Source organism: Brevibacillus sp. AY1 (genome assembly GCF_029870785.1).
Lineage (GTDB): Bacteria > Bacillota > Bacilli > Brevibacillales > Brevibacillaceae > Brevibacillus > Brevibacillus invocatus.
In genome coordinates, this window is record NZ_JAFLPN010000037.1 from 12,705 (window position 1) to 36,181 (window position 23,477).

Genomic DNA, 23,477 nt, shown 5'->3' on the forward strand with positions numbered 1-23,477 from the left:
TATCCTCGGCTTTTTTTACGCAGACTAGGTAAATGTTGTTTTAAATAGATTGAAAATTAACCATTGTCATTCAATTGGCGAAGGAAGTATAATGTTGCTCAAGAACCAAATAACGGAACGACAATTCCGATATTCGGAACGGAGGAATGGTTGTTTGTCAGATAAAAACAGTACCGTGTTAAAAGCAGCAGAGCTTTTGCAGCTATTTTTGTCACATCCCTCTCTTTCACTGCCGCAAGCCGTCCAATTATCGGGTCAGCCGAAAACATCGGTGCATCGGATGCTCTCCTCCCTGGAAGAGACGGGATTCGTGCGTCGAACAGCTGACGGCGCCTACGAACTGGGATTTGTCTTTTTACAATTTGGACATGCGGTTGCCGAAAGATTGGATATTCGCAAAATAGCTCTGCCTGTCATGCAGCGACTTCGGGAGGAGATCGGGGAAGCTGTGAACCTGATTGTTAGGGACGGCCACGAGGCAATCTATGTAGAGAAAGTAGATACGACGGAACCAGTCCGTGTATTTACGGCAATTGGCCGCCGCGCCCCTTTGTATGGGGGAGCTTGTCCGCGCATTCTACTGTCGTATATGCCAGACGCAGAAATAGAAGCGTACTTCAAAGATGTAAAAATGGAGCGTATTGCAAATAATACCATTACAGATTTGGAGCAGTTGCGAAGAGTGATTGAAGATACGCGTAAAAACGGGTATACGATTAGTCATTCTGAACTTTATAACTACACATCCGCAGTAGGAGCACCCATCTACAACCACTCTGGAAAGGTCGTTGCTGGTCTGAGTATTGTGGGGCCGGAAAATCGCTACGGAGACGATAATTTACCGTTCTACATCCAAAAAACGGTGGCCGCAGCCCAAGAAATTTCGGATAAGCTGGGGTGGCATCAAGCAGGGAAAGGAGAGGGTTCCTGATGGAAGCAACGTTTCAGCCATTGGGCGATCAGGCTGTCGTGGTGCAGTTTGGCACGACGATGAGTCTGGAGGCATATCAACAGGTCAGGCAAGTTGCCTCAATGCTGGACAGGCAGCCCATACCAGGGATGGTGGAATACATCCCTGCCTATACGACCATTACGATCTTTTACAACCCGCAAGTAGTATACGACTGGTACCAGAGTCAGGGAACCAAAGAGCGGGAACAGGATGCCGATTCCCTTTACCAAATATGCTGCAACCTGATTCGGGAACAACTGAACCATGCCGAGCACCAGAGCGAAAGAGCAGATAGAACGATTGAGATACCGGTTTGCTATGGCGGGGAGCTGGGGCCAGATCTGGGTGATGTAGCAGAGTTGAATCAGCTCACCGAGCAAGAAGTGATCGATATCCATGCAGGGGGAGACTATCTGATCTATATGATCGGATTTGCTCCAGGATTTCCGTATATCGGCGGAATGTCGGAACGGATCGCGGCGCCACGACGGAAATCTCCACGTCTGTCGATTCCATCTGGCTCTGTCGGGATCGCTGGAAAGCAGACAGGTATTTACCCGATGGAAACACCAGGCGGGTGGCAAATCATTGGTCGGACTCCACTCCGACTGTTTCGTCCCGAGGATGATCCGCCCAGTTTGTTGCAAGCGGGAGATCGGGTTCGTTTTTACCCTATTTCCTATGACGAATTCCTGGCGTTCGAGGAGGGGTCATCGTGACCGTACGTGTGATTCGACCGGGATTGCTGACTTCAGTACAGGATGCAGGCAGGTATGGCTTTCAGAAGCATGGCGTGATTGTGAGCGGTGTGATGGATCCGCTGGCTCACCGATTGGCCAATATGCTCGTAGGCAACGAGGAGTTGGCTGCCACCCTGGAAATGACATTGAGAGGCCCGACGCTGGAGTTTCAGGAGGATGCGTTGATTTCCATATGTGGCGGTGATTTGTCTCCGACCGTAGCGGGAGTCTCGGTGCCCTTATGGAAGCCGATTCTTCTACGTAAGGGGAGTGTTCTGGACTTTGGTCAATGCCGCACAGGGACCAGAGCGTATCTCGCCATAGCAGGAGGGTGGAATGTGCCCCTGGTCATGAATAGCCGCTCTACGTATTTGCGTGCAGGTATTGGGGGGCACGAAGGACGGGCGCTTCGGACAGGAGATGAATTGCAGGCGGGGGAGCTGACCGGATTGGGAGGAAGAATTGCCAAACGATTGAGCATTCAGTCAGGTGGCACTTCATTCGTTGCTTCAGAGTGGGGGGTTGCAAAGGAGATGCTTCCGACCTACTCTTCAGAGCCATTGATTCGAGTCATGCGTGGCAATCAGTACGAGTGGTTTACAGCGGAAAGCCACAACGCCTTTTTTTCAGAGCCATACCGTGTCACACCGCAGTCTGACCGGATGGGATATCGACTGGATGGACCGAAGCTGGAGCTGACCGAACAGAGCGAGCTAATCTCTGAAGCGGTGGCTTTTGGAACCGTGCAGGTTCCGGCGGAGGGAAATCCGATTGTCCTGCTGGCTGACAGACAGACTACGGGCGGCTACCCCAAAATAGCTCAGATTGCCACTGTGGATTTGCCGCTGATGGCGCAGAGCAAGCCGGGTGACTGGATTCGCTTTGCGGAAATCAGTCGGGAAGAAGCGGAATGGCTGTGGATGCTAAGAGAGAGTGAAATTCGCCAACTGAAGATGGGGATTTTGCTCAAAAACGCCTAGGAGGGATATATGTGTATTACGTCGATTTGAATTGCGACATGGGCGAGAGCTACGGTGCCTACCGGATGGGGAATGACGAAGCTATTTTGCCATACATCACATCGGCCAATATCGCATGTGGCTACCACGCAGGGGACCCGGCTACCATGCGCAAAACCGTGCAGCTGGCCTTGGAAAACGATGTGAAGATCGGCGCTCATCCGGGTCTGCCTGACCTGCAGGGGTTCGGAAGGCGGAACATGGCGATCACTGCCGAGGATGCCTATGATATGGTCGTCTATCAGGTTGGGGCCTTGCAGGGATTTGTACAAGCTGAAGGGGGAGTGATGCAGCATGTGAAGCCACACGGCGCCTTGTACAACATGGCAGCTGCGAAGCCAGAGCTGGCGAAGGCGATTGCCGAAGCGGTATATCGAATCAATCCACAGCTGTATCTGGTCGGGCTGGCAGGTAGTCATTTGATCACAGAGGCAGAAAAAGCAGGGCTTAGAACCAAAAGTGAGGTCTTTGCGGATCGCACCTATCAGCAAGACGGGACTCTCACCCCGCGCAGCCAATCGGATGCACTGATCACAAGCGATGAGCAGGCCGTACAGCAAGTGATCCGTATGATTAAAGAAGGTAAAGTACTCACAAGACAGGGCGTAGACTTCGCCATTAAAGCAGATACGGTCTGCATCCACGGGGACGGTGCCCATGCTTTGTCATTCGCAAGGGAGATCCGTGAGACGCTGGAAAAAACCGGAGTCAAAGTCAGAGCTATGTCGCTGTAAGGAAAAAAAAGAAAAAGACAAAAGTAAAACGGAGTGAAGCCATCATATGAAACAATCAAAATTGAGTTTGCTCTTGGGGGCAGCCTTCCTGATGGCAACATCAGCGATTGGCCCAGGTTTTCTTACACAAACGACTGTCTTTACACAAACCTTGGCTGCGAGTTTTGGATTTGTCATCCTGATGTCCATTTTGTTGGATATCGGAGCACAGATGAACGTATGGCGCATTATCGCCGTTTCTGAAAAAAGGGCTCAGGACATCGCCAACATGGTCCTGCCTGGCATGGGTTATCTGGTTGCGATCCTGATCGTGATGGGGGGCCTAGCTTTTAATATCGGAAACGTGGCTGGTGCGGGTCTCGGGCTGAATGTCCTGTTCGGTATACCAGCCGAAACGGGAGCACTGGCCAGCGCAGTGATCGCAATCGGTATTTTTCTCGTTCGTGAAGCGGGCAAGCTGATGGACCGCTTTGCGCAAATCATGGGTTTTATTATGATTGGTCTTACGATATACGTAGCAGCGGTTTCCTCTCCACCGGTTGGCGAGGCCGTTATTAAATCTTTTGTACCTGATACGATTGACGTTCTTGCCATCGTAACCCTGGTGGGTGGAACAGTCGGCGGCTATATCACGTTTGCGGGAGGTCACCGTCTCCTGGATGCAGGGGTAAAAGGTGTCTCGGCTTTGCCAGAAGTAACAAAAAGCTCGATTTCCGGGATTGTAGTGGTATCCATCATGCGCGTCGTGCTCTTCCTCGCTGTGCTTGGGGTTGTCTCACAAGGTCTGCAATTGGACCCGGCAAATCCTCCAGCTTCCGTCTTTCAGCTGGCCGCAGGAGACATCGGCTACAAGATCTTTGGTGTGGTGATCTGGGCAGCTGCGATTACTTCCGTCGTGGGGTGTGCCTATACATCCGTTTCGTTTATCCGGACCTTTCATTCCAGTCTGGACAAGCATCACAAATGGATCATTATCGGCTTCATTGTTGTCTCTACGCTGGTGTTTCTCATCGTTGGGCGTCCAGTCAAGATTCTCGTACTGGTAGGTGCCTTGAACGGGCTGATTTTGCCGATCACCCTGGGGGTCATGCTGGTTGCCGCCTATAAGAAAAAGATTGTCGGCGACTACAAGCATCCGGTATGGATGACCGTTTTTGGTGGAATTGTCGTGGTTTCGATGGCGATTATGGGAGTTTACACCTTGGTCAACGAATTACCCAAGCTGATGCTATAATGGGATGAACTTTACTAACCGCAGGATGGATTGTACTGGCCTGCGGTCGTTTATTGGAATGGAAACCAAGGGAGGAATTCGATATGCATTCCATTGCTGATCTGTCACCGCAGGAAGCTCGTCAATGGATAAGAGAACAACGCTGGCAAAAACCGACGGCGGGAATGGCGAATGGATATACGCAGGCGAACCTGGCCATCTTACCCCGCTCACACGCATTTGACTTCTTGTTATTTTGCCAGCGAAACCCGAAGCCGTGCCCTGTGATAGATGTCACCGACCCGGGTTCAGCAATACCACGACTTGTGGCACCGGATGCGAACCTGCTCACGGATATTCCGAAGTATCGTGTCTACAGGCACGGAGTACTGACGGAGGAAACAACCAGCATTGAACACGTATGGCAGGATGACATGGTTGCCTTTTTGCTTGGCTGCAGCTTTACATTTGAAAGGGCGATGCTCGAAAACGGCATTCCGGTGCGGCACATCGAACAAGAGTGCAATGTACCGATGTATGTTACCAACATCGCTTGCGAAAGCGCAGGTGCATTCTCGGGTCCGATGGTGGTGAGCATGCGCCCGGTTCCTTACGATCAAGTCGTGCGGGCTGTACAAGTAACCTCCCGTTTTCCCGCCGTTCACGGAGCGCCTGTTCATATCGGGGATCCAAGTGCTATCGGGATCCAAGCGATCAATCGACCTGATTTTGGAGATCCGGTTCCCGTTCGTGAAGGAGAAGTTCCTGTCTTTTGGGCATGTGGAGTAACGCCGCAAGCTGTGGCGATGCAATCGAAGCCGGAAATCATGATTACGCATGCTCCTGGACATATGTTCATTACCAATCTGCGCGACGAACAATTTGGGGTGCTTTAAATGAGACTAGCACTCTCTACCCTGCAATGGGCGATGTTTATTCTTGCTGGAAGCGTAGTGGCTCCGTTGGCGATTGGCCAGGCATATGGCATGTCGCCCCAGGAAATCGGTGAGTTTGTGCAGCGTACACTGTTTGTATTGGGAATCGTCGCTCTCATGCAGACATGGTGGGGACATCGCATGCCGATTATGGAAGGACCAGCAGCCCTGTGGTGGGGAGTATTCCTCTTGTTTGGATCCATGGCTCCTGCAATCGGACAGGAGCCTCGGTCCATTTTGCCGGCACTCGGGCTGGGGCTGATCTTCAGCGGGGTCCTGTTCGTGATCATGAGTGTGTGCGGTTGGATTGCCGTGATTCGTCGATTGTTTACACCAGCAGTCATCGGTACTTATTTTATTCTCCTGGTATTACAAATGAGCGGTCCTTTTTTAAACGGCATCCTGGGCAGTACATCCGAGTCCTTCGACTCACGTGCAACGGCCATTGCCATCGCCACTCTGATTTTGTCTCTTATGCTTGCACGCAGCAGCAAAGCTTTCTTGAGGAACTACTCCGTGTTGCTTTCCATCCTGTTCGGATGGTCGCTGTTTCAAATTTTTGGACTTCAGGAACCATTTGGAGAAGTGAGTGAGCCCGTGATCACCATGCCGGATATGTGGTCATTCGGTTGGCCTCATTGGGATGGAGGCATCATCCTCACCTCCGTGATCGTCACCTTGCTCTTGCTGAGCAACATGATTGCCAGTATGGAGGCAGTCGGCCAAGTGGTTGGACACAAGGATCAGGGGAGTGAGAAACGCACAGGCCTGATCATGGGTACAAGTCAGCTCTTATCGGCATCCTTTGCTACGGTCAGCTTCGTACCGCTCTCCTATACGGCCGGGTTTATCATGACGACTCGGATGAAGGAGAAGCTCCCGTTTCTTCTGGGAAACATCTTTTTGGTGGTGATCAGCTTTTTCCCTGTCATTACGAGAATATTTGCCTCGATCCCGGTGTCCGTTGGCTACGCCAGTATTTTTCTGTCCTTTGTGAACATGCTCGGGATGGGATTGCGAGAGGTTGGCCGCGCTGGACTAGGGGAAAGGCAGGTTTATATCGTAGGGATTTCACTCATGATCGGAACGGGCTGCATGTTTTTGCCTGCTTCTTTTTTCATGCTGATTCCCACTTTCCTGAGTCCCTTGATCAGCAACGGCCTTCTGATGGGAGTAGCCAGTTGTTTGGTGCTGGAACGCCTGGTTCGCAAAGAAGAGGCTGCCGAGAGTTCGTACTGACAGTTTCTCAGACAAAATGGTTGCTATCGTGTTTTGACCCCTGTCCGAAGGATAGGGGTCAAAGCATTTCTTTTACTCTGGCCTCCGGTCCTTCAGCCAATGCCTACCGGATACCTTTCCCGCCGAAGCCATGAGAACGGATAAGTGAGAGACTCCGTCGATTCCCAGATAGTCGTGCATGTTTTGATCCATCCAGTGACCGATTGTCGTGACTCCCAGACCCAGAGCATTTCCGACAACTTGAAGATTTTGGGCTACATGCCCGGCATCCCACCAAATATAGCGATAAGCCCGCTCTTTGTATTTATCCTTCGTTCGATCGACCACCGCCGTCCACACAAAGTTAACGGCAGCTCGTTTCGTCATTTCCTGTTCTTCGGTGTACAGATAAGCAATCTGTGCGGGATCTTCCTTCTTTAAGCCCTCAAGGCACCAATTTTCCACATCCAGATGATACAGCCCCTTGTCCAACCCTTCCACGTGATTGACCAGCAAATATGTTTCAATCGGGTAAAGGGCTCCTGCTGAAGGAGTAGTGCGCAATTGATAATCTCCCATATCAGCCGTGATTCCTTGGGTACCCCAGAGTAGAATATTCAGTTCATTCAAGGAAAGGGGGGCGGGAAGGAAATTCCTCTTGGAGCGTCGGTTTGCGAAAAGCTCCCATAGATCAGGAGTAGCCGGAAACTGGGGCTCGCCCAAAGGGATCCGCGTAAAACACTCTTCATAGCGCAAGTAGGTGGCAGGTCTTTTGGAGAAGTCATAGCGGGCTGCCCAGCCTTTCTCCAATTCTCCCACAGAGTATGAGGTTGCTTGTATAAAGTCGTTCGCGATTCGTTGCCAATTTGGATTCATCGAATATTACCTCCTTGCCACCTACTCATCATTGGCTATCTCATTCGGTTGTAGATATCGGGATTACGGTATTCCCTGAAAAGGAATTACAAACGTTCCCCTTGATTCAGGAACATTTGATGGTGATTCTTCCCCAGTCAGATCCACTGCATGACCAACCACATCTATCGTTTGACCAGATAGAAGAGCGGTGCTTTATTATGCAAAAGGACACCTGCTATAAAAGCATCTTGCTGGAGAACAGCATTCATCCCAAGGCAACGATTGAAGTGCGCGATCCGAGTACAATCGTCAGCATGGTGCAGGAAGGCATCGGGGTCAGCATCATGCCTGAGCTTTCCGTCCCCTTGACCACAGCGAAGGTTCGCATGATTCCTCTGAATCCTTCCATCACACGCCAAATGTTCATCGCTGTACGAAACTGGCAGACAATATCGCCGCTAACCGCTGAATTTGCCTTGCACTGCCAGAAGTACGTGGAGGAATCATGAATAAATAAGGGGCTGTCCAGAAAGTCAGAACATCCTGACCTCCTGATACAGCCCTTTTCGGCATGTCCGACTATGGGGTATCAAGCATGATTTCATGTATTTGCTGCACAAGCTGTTGAATGCTGTGGTCTATCTGAATCAAATCTACGAACCCGATCCGGACAGTCACGCCATCTTTGCTCCGATACGTGAAAGGCTCTGTCGTGTTACCCATGCTGCCCGTCGACGGATACAGCAAAAATACCGTTTTGGCGCCGTATTTTTGATGGTAGGCATAAGCCTGATACATATCGGATTGTGAAATGCCGTAGTTGCTCTGTTCAGTCGAAAGCCGTTTCCACTTTGTATCCAAGACAATGGAAGAATGGCCGCGCTGCACGACAATGTCAGGCTTCAGTAAGAACCTTTTGGGCTCGTCAAACAAGTGGTGGACGCGATCCTGTGTCTTGATGCGGTAGATGCTTTTGTCCAATGCCTTGCTCAGCTTTCCCGCGACATAGCTCTCAAATACCTTTTCCATCGGAAACAGAAGCGAGTAGGCCAATCCATTGCCGGAAAAGGAGGTAAAGCTCTGTTTGCGCAAAAAGATCGAGCACCATTGTATGATCGTGGCGTATTCCTTCATGCTGGAGTCGGACACCACTCGCGCAAAATCATGGTCAGGATGTACGGAAACGTCTACAGACTCAAAAGCGGCCAATAGCAGGCGAATGTCTTTTTTATTTTTGCTGCTGGAGCTGCATCTTTGCAAAGCCTCCAGTGTAGTCTTGATCAGCCTGTTTTCCGTGCGATTGATGCTGAATACATCGTATTCGATAAAAAATCGCTCTTTGTGGGCGATGTTGGATTTGATGTGCTGGGAGAACAGCCATTTTCCCTTTAAAAAATGCTCATTATCCTGATGGGGTACATAGTCCAATTTCAGTCCGCGCTTGACCAAGGTGTAGACTTCCTCGATGAACATCCGGATAAAGATTTCGAGGATATTCATGTTCTCCAGTTTGACGTGGGAGAAATGAAAGGTTTTGTACGGGATTTCCTGCAGGAATTTTAGCATGTCCAAAAAAACGCGTTTGGTTTCGTCTGCTGAGCTTTCCTGGTCGTGCGTATACACTTTAGGCAATATCTCCAGCTCAGTTCCGTCGCGCAAGGTGATTAACCCTACATAGTTCTTCGCACTGATGATTTTGCCGATACCGCGTTTGCTGGAGATGCTCATCAGCTCCAAGGCATCAGCAGCTCCATCCTGTTTTTTAGACAGGATGAACTGTTCCAGCTGGTCAAAAGTAGACTCAGGCAAGGGATGGTAGTGGTTGGACGACACGATGACATTTCGGGTGAATGAATCGTATTCTTTCATGAAAAATCGTTGAGTCATGCCTGCACCTACACGCTGTAAATTTTGCGAAATGCTTCAGGATTTTTGAAGGCACTTTCATTGATTGCATAAGAAACCTCGTCGTCCAAATCCATCTCACTAGCGCTTCCGAACAAATCGGTTACATCGATCTGCTTGGCGTGGATAAACTGCTCATTGTAAGCCTTGTTCAGATCCCCAAGCACTAGTCGGATTTTGTGATAATCCTCGTAAAAGTACTCCTGCATCAAGGGGAGGATGGCATTTTTAAAAATATGGGCAAGGTTCTCCAAAGATGGATCGCTGGCCAACGGTAAGAAGTAGGCGTGCCCGATGGTGTGCTCGCGGTCATACAGCACTTCGATCCGGCGGTTCATTTTCGTCAGCATTGCCACGAGATCAAGGTCAGCTACTTGAATATCCTGGAGAAGTCCAGGGTCAGGCATCATCTCTGCAAAGCGAAAACGGCGCCGCAGAGCAGTATCGAGTCGGGCAATCGAGCGGTCTGCCGTATTCATGGTGCCCAGGATGTACACATTGTCAGGAACACCGAACTCGACCTGGGAGTACGGCAGCCTTACTTTTAATTCCTCAGCTTGTCCGATGCGCTTGGTCGGTTCGATCAGCGTGATCAACTCGCCGAAGATTTTGGAAATATTGCCGCGATTGATTTCATCAATGATGAAGACGTAACGGTTGCTGTTCTCTTGGATCGCGTTGCTGGGAGACGGGTTATGCTTTTGAATCATATGCAGCACATCGGAGAGCGTAATCCGGTTCAGCCTGTAGACAGAGCCCAAGGTCATGACCTTGTTTCCGTTCAACGCATAGATGTTTTCGCGAATATCCGTGATCAGCCAGTTTACGCTCCGTGTTCTGCGATGGTCGGGGAGACTGTCCAGCCACTTGTATTCACCCGTGACGACACCAATCGCATCAATGGTTTTTTCATCGTAGAGGACGAGCACTAGATCACCGATCATCATTTCGTCGATGAAGCGGGTCAGGATATTGGCTCCCCCGTATGGGCTGAAGTCTGTTGCTTCCGTGATCTTTTCACCGTAGCCATCCCATCCGATTCGAATGCGGTCATGGTTGAAGCAGTCTCTTTTTACAGCGTTTTCCCCAGAGCCTCCCAGAGACAGCTTCCAGATCGTCGGGTCTTGGCGAATGCCGTATTCATTGCTCTCCGAGACGATCGGGGCCTCCGCCTTTTCGCAAAATGCTTTAAACAAGCCTGCTTTGATTTCATAGGAAATGCTTTCTGTGCTTTGGTCCTGGTTTTCCTGATCCAGCTTTGGCTTGATTCCTTCGATAAACTCTTCGTAGCCATACGACTGATGGAAGGTCGTAAAGGCGATCTGACCTTGCTCCTTGTATGTACGATAACGTGTCAACACCTGTTCGTAGCCGTCTGTTGCAATCTCCAGCTGGATGGCAGCCAGTGTCTTGTTTTCGATCATAGCGACCGCGTATGCAACGGTGTTATAGGTTTTTCCTGTTCCAGGAGGGCCGTATAATAGGATATTTTTGTCCATGGCGCGTACCTCTGTTTCTGCTGTTAGATGTTGCGGGAAGGAAGAAGGCTCCCCGGAAAGCTCGCCTGATTGCTGCTGGACGAGAAGTTCTTCGTAGTATTGCAGGGCATATTGGAAAGCGCGATTTCCCGCTTGGTCGTTCACTTCCTTGAAGTTATCTGCCCCTTCCATGATGGCTCTGACTTTTTTGAAGGTAGTTGTTGAAGTAATTTCAAAGACATTCCTTGTCTCAACTTCAATGCCAGTAAGCTTTTTGGGGGCATTGGACAAAGCAGATGTGTAGGACGTGATGGTGTTCTCGGAGTACCGTTCACCATTGGCTTTCGTGCGTGACCGTAACCATTGAATAAAGGCGGTTCGTTGTTGCTTGACTAAATCTATCATTTTATTGGCTCCAGGTTTTTAGTTTAAGTATACACAAAGGGGGATCACCAACGTAATTCTGTGTTCATTCAGAAAACATTCAGAAGGCTCATCTATATTTTTCTTAATTGCTAGTTTGCTGATTTGTGAATGGAATGAACCAAGGAGGCAGGAGGATTTGCGTGGAGCCAAGAACAATTCCGCAGGTTTTGCAGGTTGAGAATATCCCTGAACCGATTATTTCGATAAATGAACAAGGACAGATTGTGTACATGAACAAAGCGGCTGCTGCCTATGCCGAGCAGTATGTAAATGGATTACAGGAGGGCATATGCTTTTCTGCCTTCATTCGTGAAGGGGAATGGGAGCCTGACGTGCAAGGAGCGAGTACCATTCATCTGAAGGATGATACGGGCAGGCTGTTGACATGGGAAGTGCATGCTTTTCCCAAATACGCAGATGAAAAAAGACAGGGGTACGATCTTTTTATTCGCGACCGTACGCCGTATGTACGGCTACAGGAGCTCTCCGACGAGATCAAAGCGTGCTATACACAATTGCTGGATGTGTACTTAGATCCGATCATGATCATTCAGAACGAGCGCATTATGTTTATCAATGAAAAAGCGGAAGAAGTGATGGGAGGAACGTATGATCAATTGATCGGCGAATCGATTCACCGATTTATCCCCCAGGATTATCGCGAGCAGGTACTTTGTCGAAATATATACCCAAATCATTCCGAGAAACGTACTGAACTGACGGAAATACAAGTGTATAATTTGCAGGATGAGATCTTGGATGTAGAGATTGCCAGTAGCGTGATTCAGTATAAAGGAAAACCAGCCTTTATGACGGTCATGCGAAACATTACAGAACGCAAGCAGTTCCAGTATGAGATCACGCACATGGCTTATCATGATGCATTGACGGGATTGCCGAATCGAAGGAAATTCATTCAGCAATTGCATCACCTGATCGAGCAAAGTAACAAGAAAGCTTCAAATTTTGCTGCCATGGCGATTGATATTGATCGATTCAAGAACATCAACGACTCTCTCGGTCATTCCTATGGCGATTACTTTTTAGTAGAAATGGCAAATCGGATCCTGGTGAGCCTCTCTGACTACGATGCAACTGTAGCGAGAATGGGAGGGGACGAATTCACGATCCTCGTACATCAATTCGATGATCCAAGTGAACTGAACCAGATCGCAGAAAAGATTACGGACGCTGTTCGCCAGCCCTTTCATCTGAAGGATTGCGACTTTTATGTGACCGCCAGTATTGGCATTGTCATCTACCCGCAGGATGGAATGTCTGTAGAAGAGCTGATAAAAAATGCAGATTCGGCGATGTATGAGCAAAAGAAAAGCGGGAAAAACGGATACTGTTTCTTCTCGCACGAACTGGAAGCGCAGATGAAAGAGAAGGTAGAATTGGAAGGTGATTTGAGAAGAGCACTTGCGTTCAACGAACTCATCCTTTACTACCAGCCGCAATACTACGCGGTTCATGCAGATCATCAAACCATGATTGGAGTGGAGGCGCTCGTACGCTGGAATCATCCGACGAGAGGATTGCTGACTCCGGAACAATTTATCCCGTTGGCAAAAGAGACAGGATTCATTTTTGAAATTGAGACTTGGATATTACGTGAGGCATGTCGACAAATGAAGGCTTGGCAGGAGCAAGGCGGGCCGCTTATGCCTGTGTGGGTCAATTTGTCGTGTGTACAATTTTATCAACTCAATTTTAAACAGAAGGTAGTTCAGATTCTGGAGGAGACAGGCCTGGAGCCCCAGTATTTAGGTTTGGAAATTACAGAGGGCACGATGATGGATCCTTCGTTTTCCGAGGATGTGCTGAGCGCGTTGGATGCCTTGGGTGTGAGGATTAGCTTGGATGACTTCGGTACCGGGTACAGCTCTCTCCGTTATTTACAGCGTTCTGCTATCCATAGACTGAAGATCGATCGATCGTTAACCAAAAACATCGTAGAAAACAGCAGTAACCAGGTGATCGTAGCCACGATTATTGCGATGGCAAGAAAATTGGAGCTGGATGTCATTGCGGAAGGGATCGAGACGCGGGACCAATTGAATTTCTTGTTAGGGATTGAGTGTAATGATATCCAGGGCTTTTACTTCAGCCGTCCGTTATCGGCAAGAGATATAGAAGAAGTTCTTTTCGCTAAAAATCACTATCGTTCTTCTAGCGTAGAAGGTCAACATTCGACTATAGAGATTTCACCAACGAGATGAAGCAAGATGGATTTCACCTACTCAATCGTCCCTTGGGCGATTTTTTTATACTATCGGAAAGTTTAAGTGCGCTAAAGCGCTAAAAAGATTAGCGGAAGAAGTATAATTGCTTCACAGAGCAAAAGCGGTTCTGTTCAGGATCTCTACCAAATTTCCGAGAGTCAAGTAGATGCATCGAGTCAAGTGAATCGAGAGTTGCTTCGTCTGAAAGAGCTTGCAGAAACCTTGCAGAAGCAATTTTCGTCTCCGGTGCGTGCAGGCTCGTAAAGTTATTCAGGCCGACCTGTGTAAACGGGTCGGTCTTTCTGTACGGGGAAGCGAAGCTGGAACTTATCGGAAGCCTGCATTGCAAATGAAGAAATTGAGGTATAATATAATCTAGTGAAAGTTAGCGGCATCTATTGTTAGTATGGTTCGTCAGCCATCCTGCTCATGAACTTCTTATAGTTTTTATAGTAAGCAATCTACAAAAATGAAAGAGAGTGGAACTGTATGGGTCGTAAGTGGAACAATATTAAAGAGAAGAAAGCGTCCAAAGATGCAAGCACCAGTCGTATCTATGCGAAATTTGGACGTGAAATCTACGTGGCTGCCAAGCAGGGAGAGCCTGATCCGGAATCCAATCGTGCGTTGAAGGTTGTCCTGGAGCGTGCAAAAACATACAGCGTACCGAAAGCGATTATTGACCGTGCGATTGAAAAGGCAAAAGGCGGTTCTGATGAAAATTACGATGAGCTGCGCTACGAAGGCTTCGGACCAAATGGATCGATGATCATTGTCGATGCACTCACCAATAACGTGAACCGTACAGCATCTGAAGTGCGTGCTGCTTTCAATAAAAATGGCGGAAACATGGGCGTAAGCGGATCTGTCGCCTATATGTTCGATGCGACAGCGGTCATCGGTATCGAAGGGAAATCCTCGGATGATGTACTGGAAATCCTGATGGAAGCCGATGTCGACGTTCGCGATCTGGATGACGAAGACGGAGCAGTGATTGTATATGCTGAGCCGGATCAATTCTACGCCGTGCAAGAGGCATTGAAAGCAGCAGGGATTTCGGAGTTTTCCGTAGCGGAAATCACCATGCTGGCACAAAACGAAGTTACCTTGGATGCAGACTCGCAAGCCCAATTTGAGAAGTTGATCGATGCCTTGGACGATCTGGAAGACGTACAGCAAGTCTACCACAACGTAGATTTGGGCGAATAAGAGACGAGCAGTATAGCAGACCTTTGTTTACAGGCAAAGGCCTGCTTTTTTTCTGCCTTTTTGGAACATAGCAATCGATAAGAAATGATAGCGAACACGGCATGCTATATTGGATGAAAGTTGACGAATGGGGTGTGTGAAGATGGGACATCAGGCCAATCAAATCTTTGTGAATTTACCGGTTAAGGATTTAAACTAATCGATCGCGTTTTTTACAGAGCTGGGCTTTGCTTTTAATCCTCAGTTTACGGATGAAAAAGCAACATGCATGATCATCAACGACAATATATTCGTGATGCTGCTTGTAGAGAGCTTCTTTCAAACGTTTACGAAAAAGGAAGTGGCAGATGCTTCAGCAAGTACAGAAGTCATCCTTGCCCTTTCTGCCAAAAGCCGGGAGGAAGTAGACTCGCTCGTTCAGAAGGCGTTGGCGGCTGGTGGTAAGGCTTCGAACGATTGTTCTAGAAGCTCAACTCACCTTGGCAGGTGGAGGTTTCAAAGCGTCTTCGCCAAATGGTACATGAATCGATCCCGGGGGTCGAAGAGCGGATTCAATACAAGAAGCCGCATTTCCTGAAAAACGGGCATTACGCTGCGGTTATGAAAGAAATACCCCGATACGAAAACGGTGTCGGGGTATTTCCTTTGCCCAAATTGAGAAGTAGACCCAAGCTCTCACTAGTATGTCCGCGTGTGTACGAATGGCCGTCAAAAAACCGCAATCGAAAAGAAACTGCCGATCAGGCTCCGTGTTAGAATGGGTTTCTGGCAAGTGGGAGTATGTTTCGGAGAGGAGAAAGATAGTGGAAAATCAAACAGCACCAAAACGTGAACGAGCGGGCGGTACATTTGGCAGCAAAGGAAATTTTGTCGTCATCATGGTGATGATTCTTGGTGTGTTTGTCGCGATATTGAACGAGACGCTCCTGAATGTAGCCTTGTCCAAAATCATGGGCGATATCGGTATTTCTCCCAGCAAAGCACAATGGTTGGCCACGGGCTACTTACTGGTAATCGGAGTGCTGATACCCGTCACGGCCTTCCTCATCCAGCGCTATACCACAAGGCAGCTTTTTCTCACAGCGATGGGCTTGTTTACGTTAGGTACCTTCGTTGCGGCTACGTCACCGGGCTTCGGTGCACTTTTGACAGGGAGAGTCCTTCAGGCATCCGGCACGGGCTTGCTGTTTCCTTTGCTCACGAATGTGATCTTTGCAATCGTCCCGATCGAGAAGAGGGGTTCAGCTATGGGGACGATCGGGATCGTCATTACCTTTGCGCCAGCCATCGGGCCTACGCTGTCGGGGATTATCGTCGAGCATTACAGCTGGAGGGTCCTCTTTTATGGTGTTCTTCCTATCGCATTGTTCGTGACGGGCTTTGCCTTTTACCGGCTACAAAATGTGACGGAGACGATAAAAGCAAAGGTGGATGTGTACTCGCTTGTTCTTTCGACCTTGGGATTCGGAGGGATTGTCTACGGCTTTAGCAGCGCAGGAGAGGGTCACGCGGGTTGGTCCAGTGAAGAAGTGTTGATTCCAATTGTGATGGGTGTCCTTTCATTAGGGATTTTTGCATGGCGGCAACTGAGTATATCCGAGCCGTTGCTGGACCTCAGGACATTTCGGTACAGCGTGTTTCGCATGTCGGCGTTGATCATGGTGATTGTCATGATGGCGATGTTTTCAGCGATGATGCTCCTGCCTATTTTTCTGCAAAATGCCTTGCACTACAGTCCTTTGAAAGCAGGGCTGGTCATGCTGCCCGGTGGTGTAGTAATGGGCATCATGTCGCCGATAACAGGGCGGCTGTTTGACAGGTTCGGTGCCAGATGGCTTGCGATTATTGGCCTTGGGCTAGTCGCCAATACGCTGTGGCAATTTGCTTTTATCACCTTGTCTACCCCATATAGTACGATCATGGTGTTGAATACTCTCTTGATGCTGGGGATTTCCATGCTCATGATGCCTGTGATGACGAATGCGTTGAATGAGCTTCCGCCAGCTCTGTATCCGCATGGTACAGCCATTATTGGCACGCTGCAGCAGGTGGCTGGCGCAGTAGGAACGGCATGGCTCGTCACGGTCATGAGCAACGGCTCCAAACGATTTATGGATAATGCCTTGAGTAGTTCAAAAGATGATGCTACCCTGCAAATCCTGGCGATGATTTCTGGGATGAAAACGGCATTCCTCTTGGCATTTGGCATGATCATTCTCGCTTGGTTGGTTTCGTTTTTCCTGAAACGATCCGTGCCGCCAAAGGTGGAGCTGGAAGGCCAAAGAGTTACCATACATTAACGGAAAGCAAAGCTGCCTCGCGGGGCAGTTTTTTTTCTGTTTTCGCAACAGGAATTCGTCATGAGGAAGGTAAAAAAAGGTTTTTTTATTGATGACGAGAATAGGTAAAAGTTCCTGTTTCCTTATACCACACGATTGTGATAAGATTTATGCGAACGATTGTTCTCGTTTGGTTGCATACGATCCGAGAGCCTCACATGACACCCCTGGCAACCATGCTCTATCTAAAGCAGAAGATGAGCGGAAGGAAGGTGTCAGGAAGAAGGATGGACCGATATTCAGAAATTGATGAGGTAATTGCTTATATTCATCAACATATAGATGAGCCGCTTCCGCTGTCTCGCTTGGCGAAGTATGCTTCGTACAGCCCCTATCATTTCACCCGGATTTTTAAAGAAAGAGTAGGGCTTCCCCCTCTCTACTATGTATCTGCTATTCGATTGCAGAAGGCGAAGGACTTGCTGCTGCGCACGAATCTCAGCATTCGCGATATCGGGCTGGAGATCGGTCAGCAGAGCTTGGGAACCTTCACGACCCGATTTACCGAACGAGTGGGGGTGACGCCCTCGCATTTTCGAAACTCTCCCATGCAAGCAGAATTATTGTTTCAATCCTTGCGACAACTGAATGATTGGCGCGATTCGTATTACCCGATCCTTCAGCAGGGAAGAGTAGAAGGGACCGTCCATGCAACCGTTCCCTTTGAGGGAGTGATCCTGATCGGCTTATTTCCAAAACCCATTCCGGAAGGCCTTCCTTTGTACGGGACACTGCTTTCTTCCCTGGGGCAATTTTGCTTTACTGGGGTCAAGCCAGGTACGTATTATCTGATGGCGACCTCCATTCCCTGGGGGATGCAAGCGATCGATTTTCTTTTGCCGCACACGACTTTACGGGCTCGATCCAAAGAGCCGATCGTCGTAGAGCCTCATTCGCTTGTCCCGCATCAGCATGTCATGCTTCATTTGCCCAGTCCCGATGATCCGCCCATATTGATTTCCTTGCCCGTCCTGATGAATAATTTCCTCAAACGGGTTGTCCAAAAAAATGCGCTGTAAGGGCGCTGGCTCGCTCGTGTAGAAAACCGCGTGAAGGATCGCGGTTTTTTCTTTTCCAACAAACACCGGCAGACATCGATTTATTCATATTTATAAAATAAATTCAATATTATTACTTTTTTATTATTCATGACAGGAATATCGTGCGTATGATATCTTTTGTACAGTCCTTACTGAATGGATTTTAGTCCGCTCTAGAAGGACATAATTACCAAGATAAACAATTGGGGGATACAACATGAGAAAGCTTGGCTTACTACCCAAGATCCTTTTGGCTATCGTTCTCGGTATCGTGATCGGATCGTTCGCGCCTGAGTGGGCGGTCAAGGGATTGGCAACCTTCAGCGGTCTGTTTGGAAACTTCCTTGGTTTTGCCATTCCGCTGATTATCATCGGATTTATTGCTCCAGGTATCGGTGAGCTCGGAAAAGGAGCGGGCCGGTTGCTTGGCATGACTACTGGTGTTGCCTATATTTCTACGATCATTGCAGGTTTGCTGGCTTATTTTGTCGCTGTCGGCCTTTTTCCTCATATTTTAGAAGTGGGCGGTCTGGTCAATCAGTATGCGAATCCGGAAGAAGCTCTTCTTAAACCTTACTTCACGGTAGATATGCCGCCCATCGTAGGTGTGATGACGGCGTTGCTGCTCGCTTTTACGTTCGGACTCGGTGCAGCTGTCATCAAGGGCAATGCTTTGCAAAAGGTCATGGTAGACTTGAGGGAGATCGTAGAAAAGCTGATTGCTTCCGTCATTATTCCTTTGCTGCCGTACCATATTTTTTCTGTGTTTGCCAACCTGACTTACGGTGGACAAGTCACCATGATTTTGTCCGTTTTCGCCAAGGTATTTGTGATCATTATTGCTCTTCATCTGATCTATCTGCTCGTACAATATTCGGTAGCAGGGCAAATGGGGCGAAAAAACCCTTTTACGATGCTGAAAAATATGATGCCTGCATACTTTACAGCGATCGGGACACAGTCGTCTGCTGCTACGATTCCAGTCACCCTGCGCCAGACCAAGAAAAACGGCATCAACGAAAAAATTGCAGATTTCGTGATTCCGTTGTGTGCGACGATCCATCTGTCGGGAAGTACGATTACGCTGGTCAGCTGCGCGATGGCGGTCATGATGCTGAACGGCATGTCGACTTCGCTCGCGGTGATGTTCCCGTTCATTCTGATGCTGGGCGTGACCATGATCGCTGCTCCGGGTGTGCCGGGTGGAGCCGTCATGGCTGCCCTGGGGCTGCTGGAGTCCATGCTTGGTTTTAATACGACGCTGACCTCGCTCATGATCGCCCTGTACATTGCACAAGACAGTTTTGGTACGGCCTGCAATGTGACAGGTGACGGTGCGATTGCGGTGATTACAGATCGCATGAGCAAATCAGAAACAGCCTAACGAATAGAAATCCCGTTCAACATGGTCGAATGTCTTGACCTGTTGGACGGGAATTTTTTAACTATGAGTGAAGTCTAACTATACGTTCGCTCTTTGCTGGCTGATCGTGTCCAGAAACGATTGCATCGTACTCGTTAAAACGGCGTCCTTGCGACGTATGAAAACCGTGTCTACTTCCCGATAAGGTTCAGGTACCCGATGCAGATGAATCCTTCCGCTTTCAGTCAGATGGATTACGGATGATCTCGGCAAAATGGTGATTCCGATCCCCGCAATGACTCCCCCGATGATGGTGTCAAACGTCCCGAACTCCATCACCTTTCTCGGTATCAATCCCGCGAGTTTCATCCAGCTCTCCAGCCGTTCGCGATACCCGCAGCCCTTTTTATAGAGAAGCAGCGCTTTTCCCGAGATGTCGTCGACTGTGAAGGAGTTGCTTTTGGTGACGAACACAAGCTCTTCGTGGAAAACCTGCACCTGCTCAATCAACGAGTGTTTGATCGGGCCAGTCACGAACGCACCGTCCAGCTCCACATCCAGTACCTCCTGTAGCAAATGCTCTGTAACGCCTGCCTTCAGGGATAAATCGACTTGAGGATACTGGCCGCAGTACGAGGATAGGAGGTCGGGAAGCGCATTGATCGTCTCAACCATCCCGATCGCAAGTACTCCAGACGGAAGTGATGTTTGATGGAAAAAACGGTGCATGTCTTCGAATTTCGTCAGAATATCCCGTGAAAATTCCAGCAGTCTTCTTCCTTCTGTATTCAGTGTCATTCCTCGCTTGTTGCGATAAAACAAGGGAGTACCCAGTTCTTTTTCCAACAGCTTGATTCTGGCTGTCACGTTGGATTGAACGTAGCTCAGCTCCGAGGCCGCCTTGCTTACGCTGCCTAGCGTGGCGACCATATGGAAAATCTTCAAATCGTTTAGCTCCACCTGCGCCCTCTCCTCATGGCTTCCTCCTAAAGGGAGGTCTCTTGTCTTTCTATCCATCACTCAAAATGATGGATAAATTGATTTTAAATCATTATACTATTATATTTCCATCCCGTATGATTTGGAAGGAATCAAGAATTACCTTCAGGTCAAAAGGGAGAGCTTTTACATGAAAAACAAGTCAATCATCACAGGATCAATTTTATGCATGATCGCCAGCGTGTCGTGGGGAGCCATGTTCCCGGTCGCCCACATTGCATTGCAACAGATCGATCCTTTTTATTTCTCCTTTCTTCGCTATTTTTTCGTTACCGTCATGCTGTGTGCCCTGCTTTGGGTAAAGGAGGGGGTGTCTGCCTTTCGTTTGGAAGGGCGCGGGATGGCCTTGCTGTTCTTTGGAACAATGGCATTTACGGTCTACAACATGGGTGTCTTCCTGGGGCAGCACCTCATGGGCGAAGCGGGAACGATCGCCGCATCGATCATGGAAGTGATGATGCCGATGATTTCTATCCTCCTGTTGTCCGCCACTACCAAAAAACTCCCTCCTACCTATACAATCGCCAGCATCGCGATCGCGATGGTCGGAGCCATGCTTGTGATTACGAATGGAAACCTGGCTTTTTTCATCCTCGCAAGCGAGCAGCTTTTTCCGTTGCTCCTGATTTTTACCGGAGTGGTAGGATGGGTTGTCTACTCTATCGGAGGTGGGCGTTTTAGCGATTGGTCTATTCTACGATATTCGACGTTGACGTGCTTATTGGGAACGGCGGTTTCTTTCGTTGTGGTTGCAATCGCCACCCTTTTTCAGTGGATTTCCGTCCCGAGCGTGGATAGCTTGATGTCCATCAAATATGAAATGGCCTTTATGGTCCTTTTACCTGGGTTCGTTGCCCTTTTGAGCTGGAATGCTGGCATCAAAGCGTTGACTCCGTTAAACGGCATTTTATTTATCAATCTGGTCCCGATTACTACCTTTATTCTGATGGCCTTTCAGGGGTATGAAATCAGCATGTTTGAATTTTACGGAACCTTGCTCGTCATCTTTGCTCTGATCCGAAACAATCATTTTCAGAGAAAACAGCTTCGTTACCGAACGGGTGCAAGCGAAACAAAAAGAAATAAGGTTCCATCCATGTGATTTGCCTGCTGGGTAAGCGAGGAGAACGCAGTCTATTCCGATAGAAAAATAAAGGAAAGAGTTGCTTTCGGGGGTTTTACCTGTCATGCTAACAAGAAGAAAGACGCTCGTATAGCCGGAACCTTTAGGAGATGAATATGGTAGAAGTTAAAACATCGGAACTAAGTAATGGTGACTTGAATAGAGGAGTGTTCGCTACTCGCGATATTGCCAAAGGGGAATTGCTCCACGAAGCACCAGTCCTCCCTTACCCGAATGAGGAGCATGAACACATCGAAAAAACGATGCTTGCCGATTATGCGTTTGAGTACGGGGCAAACCACACCTGCATTCTGCTGGGGTATGGTATGCTGTTTAACCACTCCTATGAACCGAATGCGACCTACGATATTAATTTTGACAAACACGTATTTGAGTTTTATGCCTATCGAGATATTGAAGCTGGGGAAGAGATATTGATCAACTACAATGGTGACGTTGATTGCGATGACCCACTGTGGTTTTACGAAGATGGAGATAACCAAAAATCATGATGCATGCCGGGAAGTCCAAGCGATGAATGTGCTTGGTCGTCCCGGTTTTTCTCTTTATAACAGGGAACTGTAAAATGTGAATAAATGGTAGAATGGGATGGCGGCGGTACCAAGAAACGTGCCCCCAGGTGAAAGAAATGTGAGGATCATCATGAAAAAGAATCCGGATAAACGCTACGAAGTTGATTTATATGAGCCGATCTCGCAGTATTTCAGGCGCCAAGAGTACGAGGTGAAGGGGGAGGTTCTCCACTGCGACCTGACAGCTGTCAAAGCGGACGAACTGATTATCGTGGAGCTGAAGCGACATCTAAGCGTGGAGCTGTTGATTCAGGCGGCGAAAAGACAGCGGTTGACGGATCTGGTCTACATCGCAATCCCCAAGCCTAAGTACAGCCTGTTTTCGAAAAAGTGGCAAGACATCTGTCATCTAATCCGAAGGCTGGAATGCGGCCTGCTCTTCGTTTCTTTTCAAAAGGGGGGAGCGGGCGTAGTGACAGAGGTGTTTCCTCCGTCACCATTCGATCGCCACAAAAGCATGCAGCGCAGCAAGAAAAAAAGAACGCGAATCATCAAAGAGATGGATGGCAGGTCCGGGGACTACAATGTCGGGGGAAGCCACCAGACGAAAATCATGACGGCCTACAAGGAAAACTGCATTCAAATCGCCTGCCTCCTCCTTCGCTTTGGACCGTCCACACCGAAAAACCTGCGCCAATGGGGGACAGGGGAGAAAACGCTCGATATCCTATCGAAGAATTACTATGGCTGGTTCGAAAAAATACAACGCGGTGTTTACAGCATGAGTGAAAAAGGCAAGCAAGAGCTGGGGGACTATCCGGAGCTGGTCGAACAATATTCCCGAATGGCTGAGAACGCGAATGCTGGATGCGAGAGCAACAGCGATAATAAATAAACGAGAACGCAATTTCAGCAAATTCCAGCGAGTGAAATCGAGCGGGTACAAAGAATGGAGCAGATGACGGATGTAAGATTGGATGCTACGCACCCGCCTACGTCCCATCGCCTCCGCTATATGAAAAGCAAAGGGACAATCCAGTCGAGCGCTTCTGTATAAAGAATGGCGCAGCTTGGAAGAGAGATGTGCCCAACAGATTCAACAGCGACCCAAAGAAGTGAGAAAACGCGAGAGTTTTGGTCACTGGGAGCTTGATACGGTTGTTTCGAG

The 23,477-nt window shown here is 48.7% G+C and carries 21 protein-coding genes; 17 read left to right on the forward strand and 4 right to left on the reverse strand.

What is annotated here, in order from left to right; all coding sequences use genetic code 11:
* Window positions 1–154 precede the first annotated feature (154 nt).
* The 7 genes from JZI27_RS20550 to JZI27_RS20580 all read left to right on the forward strand — a co-directional run bounded on the left by JZI27_RS20550 (window position 155) and on the right by JZI27_RS20580 (window position 6,832).
* A complete protein-coding gene (locus JZI27_RS20550) occupies window positions 155–931 on the forward strand; it encodes an IclR family transcriptional regulator (protein ID WP_280209056.1) in 777 nt (258 codons plus the stop codon).
* On the forward strand, window positions 931–1,671 hold the full coding sequence (gene pxpB / locus JZI27_RS20555) for a 5-oxoprolinase subunit PxpB (RefSeq protein WP_122911064.1): 741 nt from the start codon (window positions 931–933) through the stop codon (window positions 1,669–1,671). The genes JZI27_RS20550 and pxpB overlap by 1 nt, the downstream gene beginning before the upstream one ends.
* Window positions 1,668–2,672, forward strand: a complete 1,005-nt coding sequence (locus tag JZI27_RS20560) for a 5-oxoprolinase subunit C family protein (protein WP_251245087.1) — start codon at window positions 1,668–1,670, stop codon at window positions 2,670–2,672. Before pxpB ends, JZI27_RS20560 begins: the two co-directional genes overlap by 4 nt.
* An 11-nt stretch (window positions 2,673–2,683) precedes the next feature.
* Window positions 2,684–3,445: a 5-oxoprolinase subunit PxpA gene (pxpA, locus tag JZI27_RS20565; RefSeq protein WP_251245086.1), complete on the forward strand. Its 762-nt coding sequence runs from the start codon at window positions 2,684–2,686 to the stop codon at window positions 3,443–3,445.
* A 46-nt stretch (window positions 3,446–3,491) separates the two neighbouring features.
* Window positions 3,492–4,679 carry an NRAMP family divalent metal transporter gene (locus JZI27_RS20570; RefSeq protein WP_122911061.1) on the forward strand — a complete coding sequence of 396 codons (1,188 nt, stop codon included), beginning with the start codon at window positions 3,492–3,494 and terminating at the stop codon, window positions 4,677–4,679.
* A gap of 83 nt (window positions 4,680–4,762) precedes the next feature.
* Window positions 4,763–5,554 (forward strand): putative hydro-lyase, encoded by a 792-nt coding sequence (locus tag JZI27_RS20575; protein WP_122911060.1) that lies wholly within the window; start codon window positions 4,763–4,765, stop codon window positions 5,552–5,554.
* Window positions 5,555–6,832: a purine/pyrimidine permease gene (locus JZI27_RS20580; RefSeq protein ID WP_280209057.1), complete on the forward strand. Its 1,278-nt coding sequence runs from the start codon at window positions 5,555–5,557 to the stop codon at window positions 6,830–6,832.
* 72 nt (window positions 6,833–6,904) lie between these two features.
* Here JZI27_RS20580 and JZI27_RS20585 read toward each other — a convergent pair whose 3' ends face one another.
* The gene (locus tag JZI27_RS20585; RefSeq protein WP_251245083.1) at window positions 6,905–7,687 is read right to left on the reverse strand and encodes a SagB/ThcOx family dehydrogenase; all 783 of its coding nucleotides are present in this window, start codon (window positions 7,685–7,687) and stop codon (window positions 6,905–6,907) included.
* Between JZI27_RS20585 and JZI27_RS20590 the strand changes: the two genes are divergently transcribed.
* Window positions 7,678–8,178 (forward strand): LysR family transcriptional regulator substrate-binding protein, encoded by a 501-nt coding sequence (locus JZI27_RS20590; RefSeq protein ID WP_280209058.1) that lies wholly within the window; start codon window positions 7,678–7,680, stop codon window positions 8,176–8,178. The genes JZI27_RS20585 and JZI27_RS20590 overlap by 10 nt on opposite strands.
* Before the next feature lie 70 nt (window positions 8,179–8,248).
* Here JZI27_RS20590 and JZI27_RS20595 read toward each other — a convergent pair whose 3' ends face one another.
* On the reverse strand, window positions 8,249–9,556 hold the full coding sequence (locus JZI27_RS20595; RefSeq protein ID WP_280209059.1) for an McrC family protein: 1,308 nt from the start codon (window positions 9,554–9,556) through the stop codon (window positions 8,249–8,251).
* 8 nt (window positions 9,557–9,564) lie between these two features.
* On the reverse strand, window positions 9,565–11,457 hold the full coding sequence (locus JZI27_RS20600; RefSeq protein WP_280209060.1) for an AAA family ATPase: 1,893 nt from the start codon (window positions 11,455–11,457) through the stop codon (window positions 9,565–9,567).
* Between the two features lie 161 nt (window positions 11,458–11,618).
* On the opposite strand from JZI27_RS20600, the gene JZI27_RS20605 reads away from it, so the two are divergent.
* The 6 genes from JZI27_RS20605 (at window position 11,619) to JZI27_RS20635 (ending at window position 19,675) form a co-directional block, all read left to right on the forward strand.
* A complete protein-coding gene (locus JZI27_RS20605; protein WP_280209061.1) occupies window positions 11,619–13,700 on the forward strand; it encodes an EAL domain-containing protein in 2,082 nt (693 codons plus the stop codon).
* A 492-nt stretch (window positions 13,701–14,192) separates the two neighbouring features.
* Window positions 14,193–14,912, forward strand: a complete 720-nt coding sequence (locus JZI27_RS20610) for a YebC/PmpR family DNA-binding transcriptional regulator (RefSeq protein WP_122911051.1) — start codon at window positions 14,193–14,195, stop codon at window positions 14,910–14,912.
* A gap of 202 nt (window positions 14,913–15,114) precedes the next feature.
* On the forward strand, window positions 15,115–15,489 hold the full coding sequence (locus tag JZI27_RS20615) for a VOC family protein (protein WP_412850240.1): 375 nt from the start codon (window positions 15,115–15,117) through the stop codon (window positions 15,487–15,489).
* 226 nt (window positions 15,490–15,715) lie between these two features.
* Window positions 15,716–17,212 (forward strand): MDR family MFS transporter, encoded by a 1,497-nt coding sequence (locus JZI27_RS20625; RefSeq protein ID WP_245997283.1) that lies wholly within the window; start codon window positions 15,716–15,718, stop codon window positions 17,210–17,212.
* A gap of 266 nt (window positions 17,213–17,478) precedes the next feature.
* Window positions 17,479–18,270, forward strand: a complete 792-nt coding sequence (locus tag JZI27_RS20630) for a helix-turn-helix domain-containing protein (RefSeq protein ID WP_122911049.1) — start codon at window positions 17,479–17,481, stop codon at window positions 18,268–18,270.
* A gap of 238 nt (window positions 18,271–18,508) precedes the next feature.
* Window positions 18,509–19,675, forward strand: coding sequence for a dicarboxylate/amino acid:cation symporter (locus JZI27_RS20635; protein WP_122911048.1), 1,167 nt, complete (start codon window positions 18,509–18,511; stop codon window positions 19,673–19,675).
* A gap of 78 nt (window positions 19,676–19,753) precedes the next feature.
* On the opposite strand, the gene JZI27_RS20640 is transcribed toward JZI27_RS20635, so the two are convergent.
* Window positions 19,754–20,614, reverse strand: coding sequence for a LysR substrate-binding domain-containing protein (locus JZI27_RS20640; RefSeq protein ID WP_122911047.1), 861 nt, complete (start codon window positions 20,612–20,614; stop codon window positions 19,754–19,756).
* A 169-nt stretch (window positions 20,615–20,783) separates the two neighbouring features.
* Here JZI27_RS20640 and JZI27_RS20645 point away from each other — a divergent pair, with 169 nt between their 5' ends.
* The 3 genes from JZI27_RS20645 (at window position 20,784) to JZI27_RS20655 (ending at window position 23,204) form a co-directional block, all read left to right on the forward strand.
* Complete coding sequence (locus JZI27_RS20645; RefSeq protein WP_122911046.1) at window positions 20,784–21,755, forward strand: DMT family transporter; 972 nt, start codon at window positions 20,784–20,786, stop codon at window positions 21,753–21,755.
* Window positions 21,756–21,892: 137 nt separating this feature from the next.
* Window positions 21,893–22,288, forward strand: a complete 396-nt coding sequence (locus tag JZI27_RS20650; protein ID WP_122911045.1) for an SET domain-containing protein — start codon at window positions 21,893–21,895, stop codon at window positions 22,286–22,288.
* Window positions 22,289–22,439: 151 nt separating this feature from the next.
* The gene (locus tag JZI27_RS20655) at window positions 22,440–23,204 is read left to right on the forward strand and encodes a DUF2161 domain-containing phosphodiesterase (protein WP_122911053.1); all 765 of its coding nucleotides are present in this window, start codon (window positions 22,440–22,442) and stop codon (window positions 23,202–23,204) included.
* Window positions 23,205–23,477: the final 273 nt, after the last annotated feature.

Bases quoted from the DNA above. Each gene is read 5' to 3' on its own strand.
- JZI27_RS20650 (WP_122911045.1), top strand. From the start codon at position 21,893: ATGGTAGAAGTTAAAACATCGGAACTAAGTAATGGTGACTTGAATAGA.
- JZI27_RS20585 (WP_251245083.1), bottom strand. From the start codon at position 7,687: ATGAATCCAAATTGGCAACGAATCGCGAACGACTTTATACAAGCAACC.
- JZI27_RS20635 (WP_122911048.1), top strand. From the start codon at position 18,509: ATGAGAAAGCTTGGCTTACTACCCAAGATCCTTTTGGCTATCGTTCTC.
- JZI27_RS20645 (WP_122911046.1), top strand. From the start codon at position 20,784: ATGAAAAACAAGTCAATCATCACAGGATCAATTTTATGCATGATCGCC.
- JZI27_RS20610 (WP_122911051.1), top strand. From the start codon at position 14,193: ATGGGTCGTAAGTGGAACAATATTAAAGAGAAGAAAGCGTCCAAAGAT.
- JZI27_RS20630 (WP_122911049.1), top strand. From the start codon at position 17,479: ATGGACCGATATTCAGAAATTGATGAGGTAATTGCTTATATTCATCAA.
- JZI27_RS20655 (WP_122911053.1), top strand. From the start codon at position 22,440: ATGAAAAAGAATCCGGATAAACGCTACGAAGTTGATTTATATGAGCCG.
- JZI27_RS20580 (WP_280209057.1), top strand. From the start codon at position 5,555: ATGAGACTAGCACTCTCTACCCTGCAATGGGCGATGTTTATTCTTGCT.
- pxpB (WP_122911064.1), top strand. From the start codon at position 931: ATGGAAGCAACGTTTCAGCCATTGGGCGATCAGGCTGTCGTGGTGCAG.
- JZI27_RS20570 (WP_122911061.1), top strand. From the start codon at position 3,492: ATGAAACAATCAAAATTGAGTTTGCTCTTGGGGGCAGCCTTCCTGATG.
- JZI27_RS20575 (WP_122911060.1), top strand. From the start codon at position 4,763: ATGCATTCCATTGCTGATCTGTCACCGCAGGAAGCTCGTCAATGGATA.
- JZI27_RS20600 (WP_280209060.1), bottom strand. From the start codon at position 11,457: ATGATAGATTTAGTCAAGCAACAACGAACCGCCTTTATTCAATGGTTA.
- JZI27_RS20595 (WP_280209059.1), bottom strand. From the start codon at position 9,556: ATGACTCAACGATTTTTCATGAAAGAATACGATTCATTCACCCGAAAT.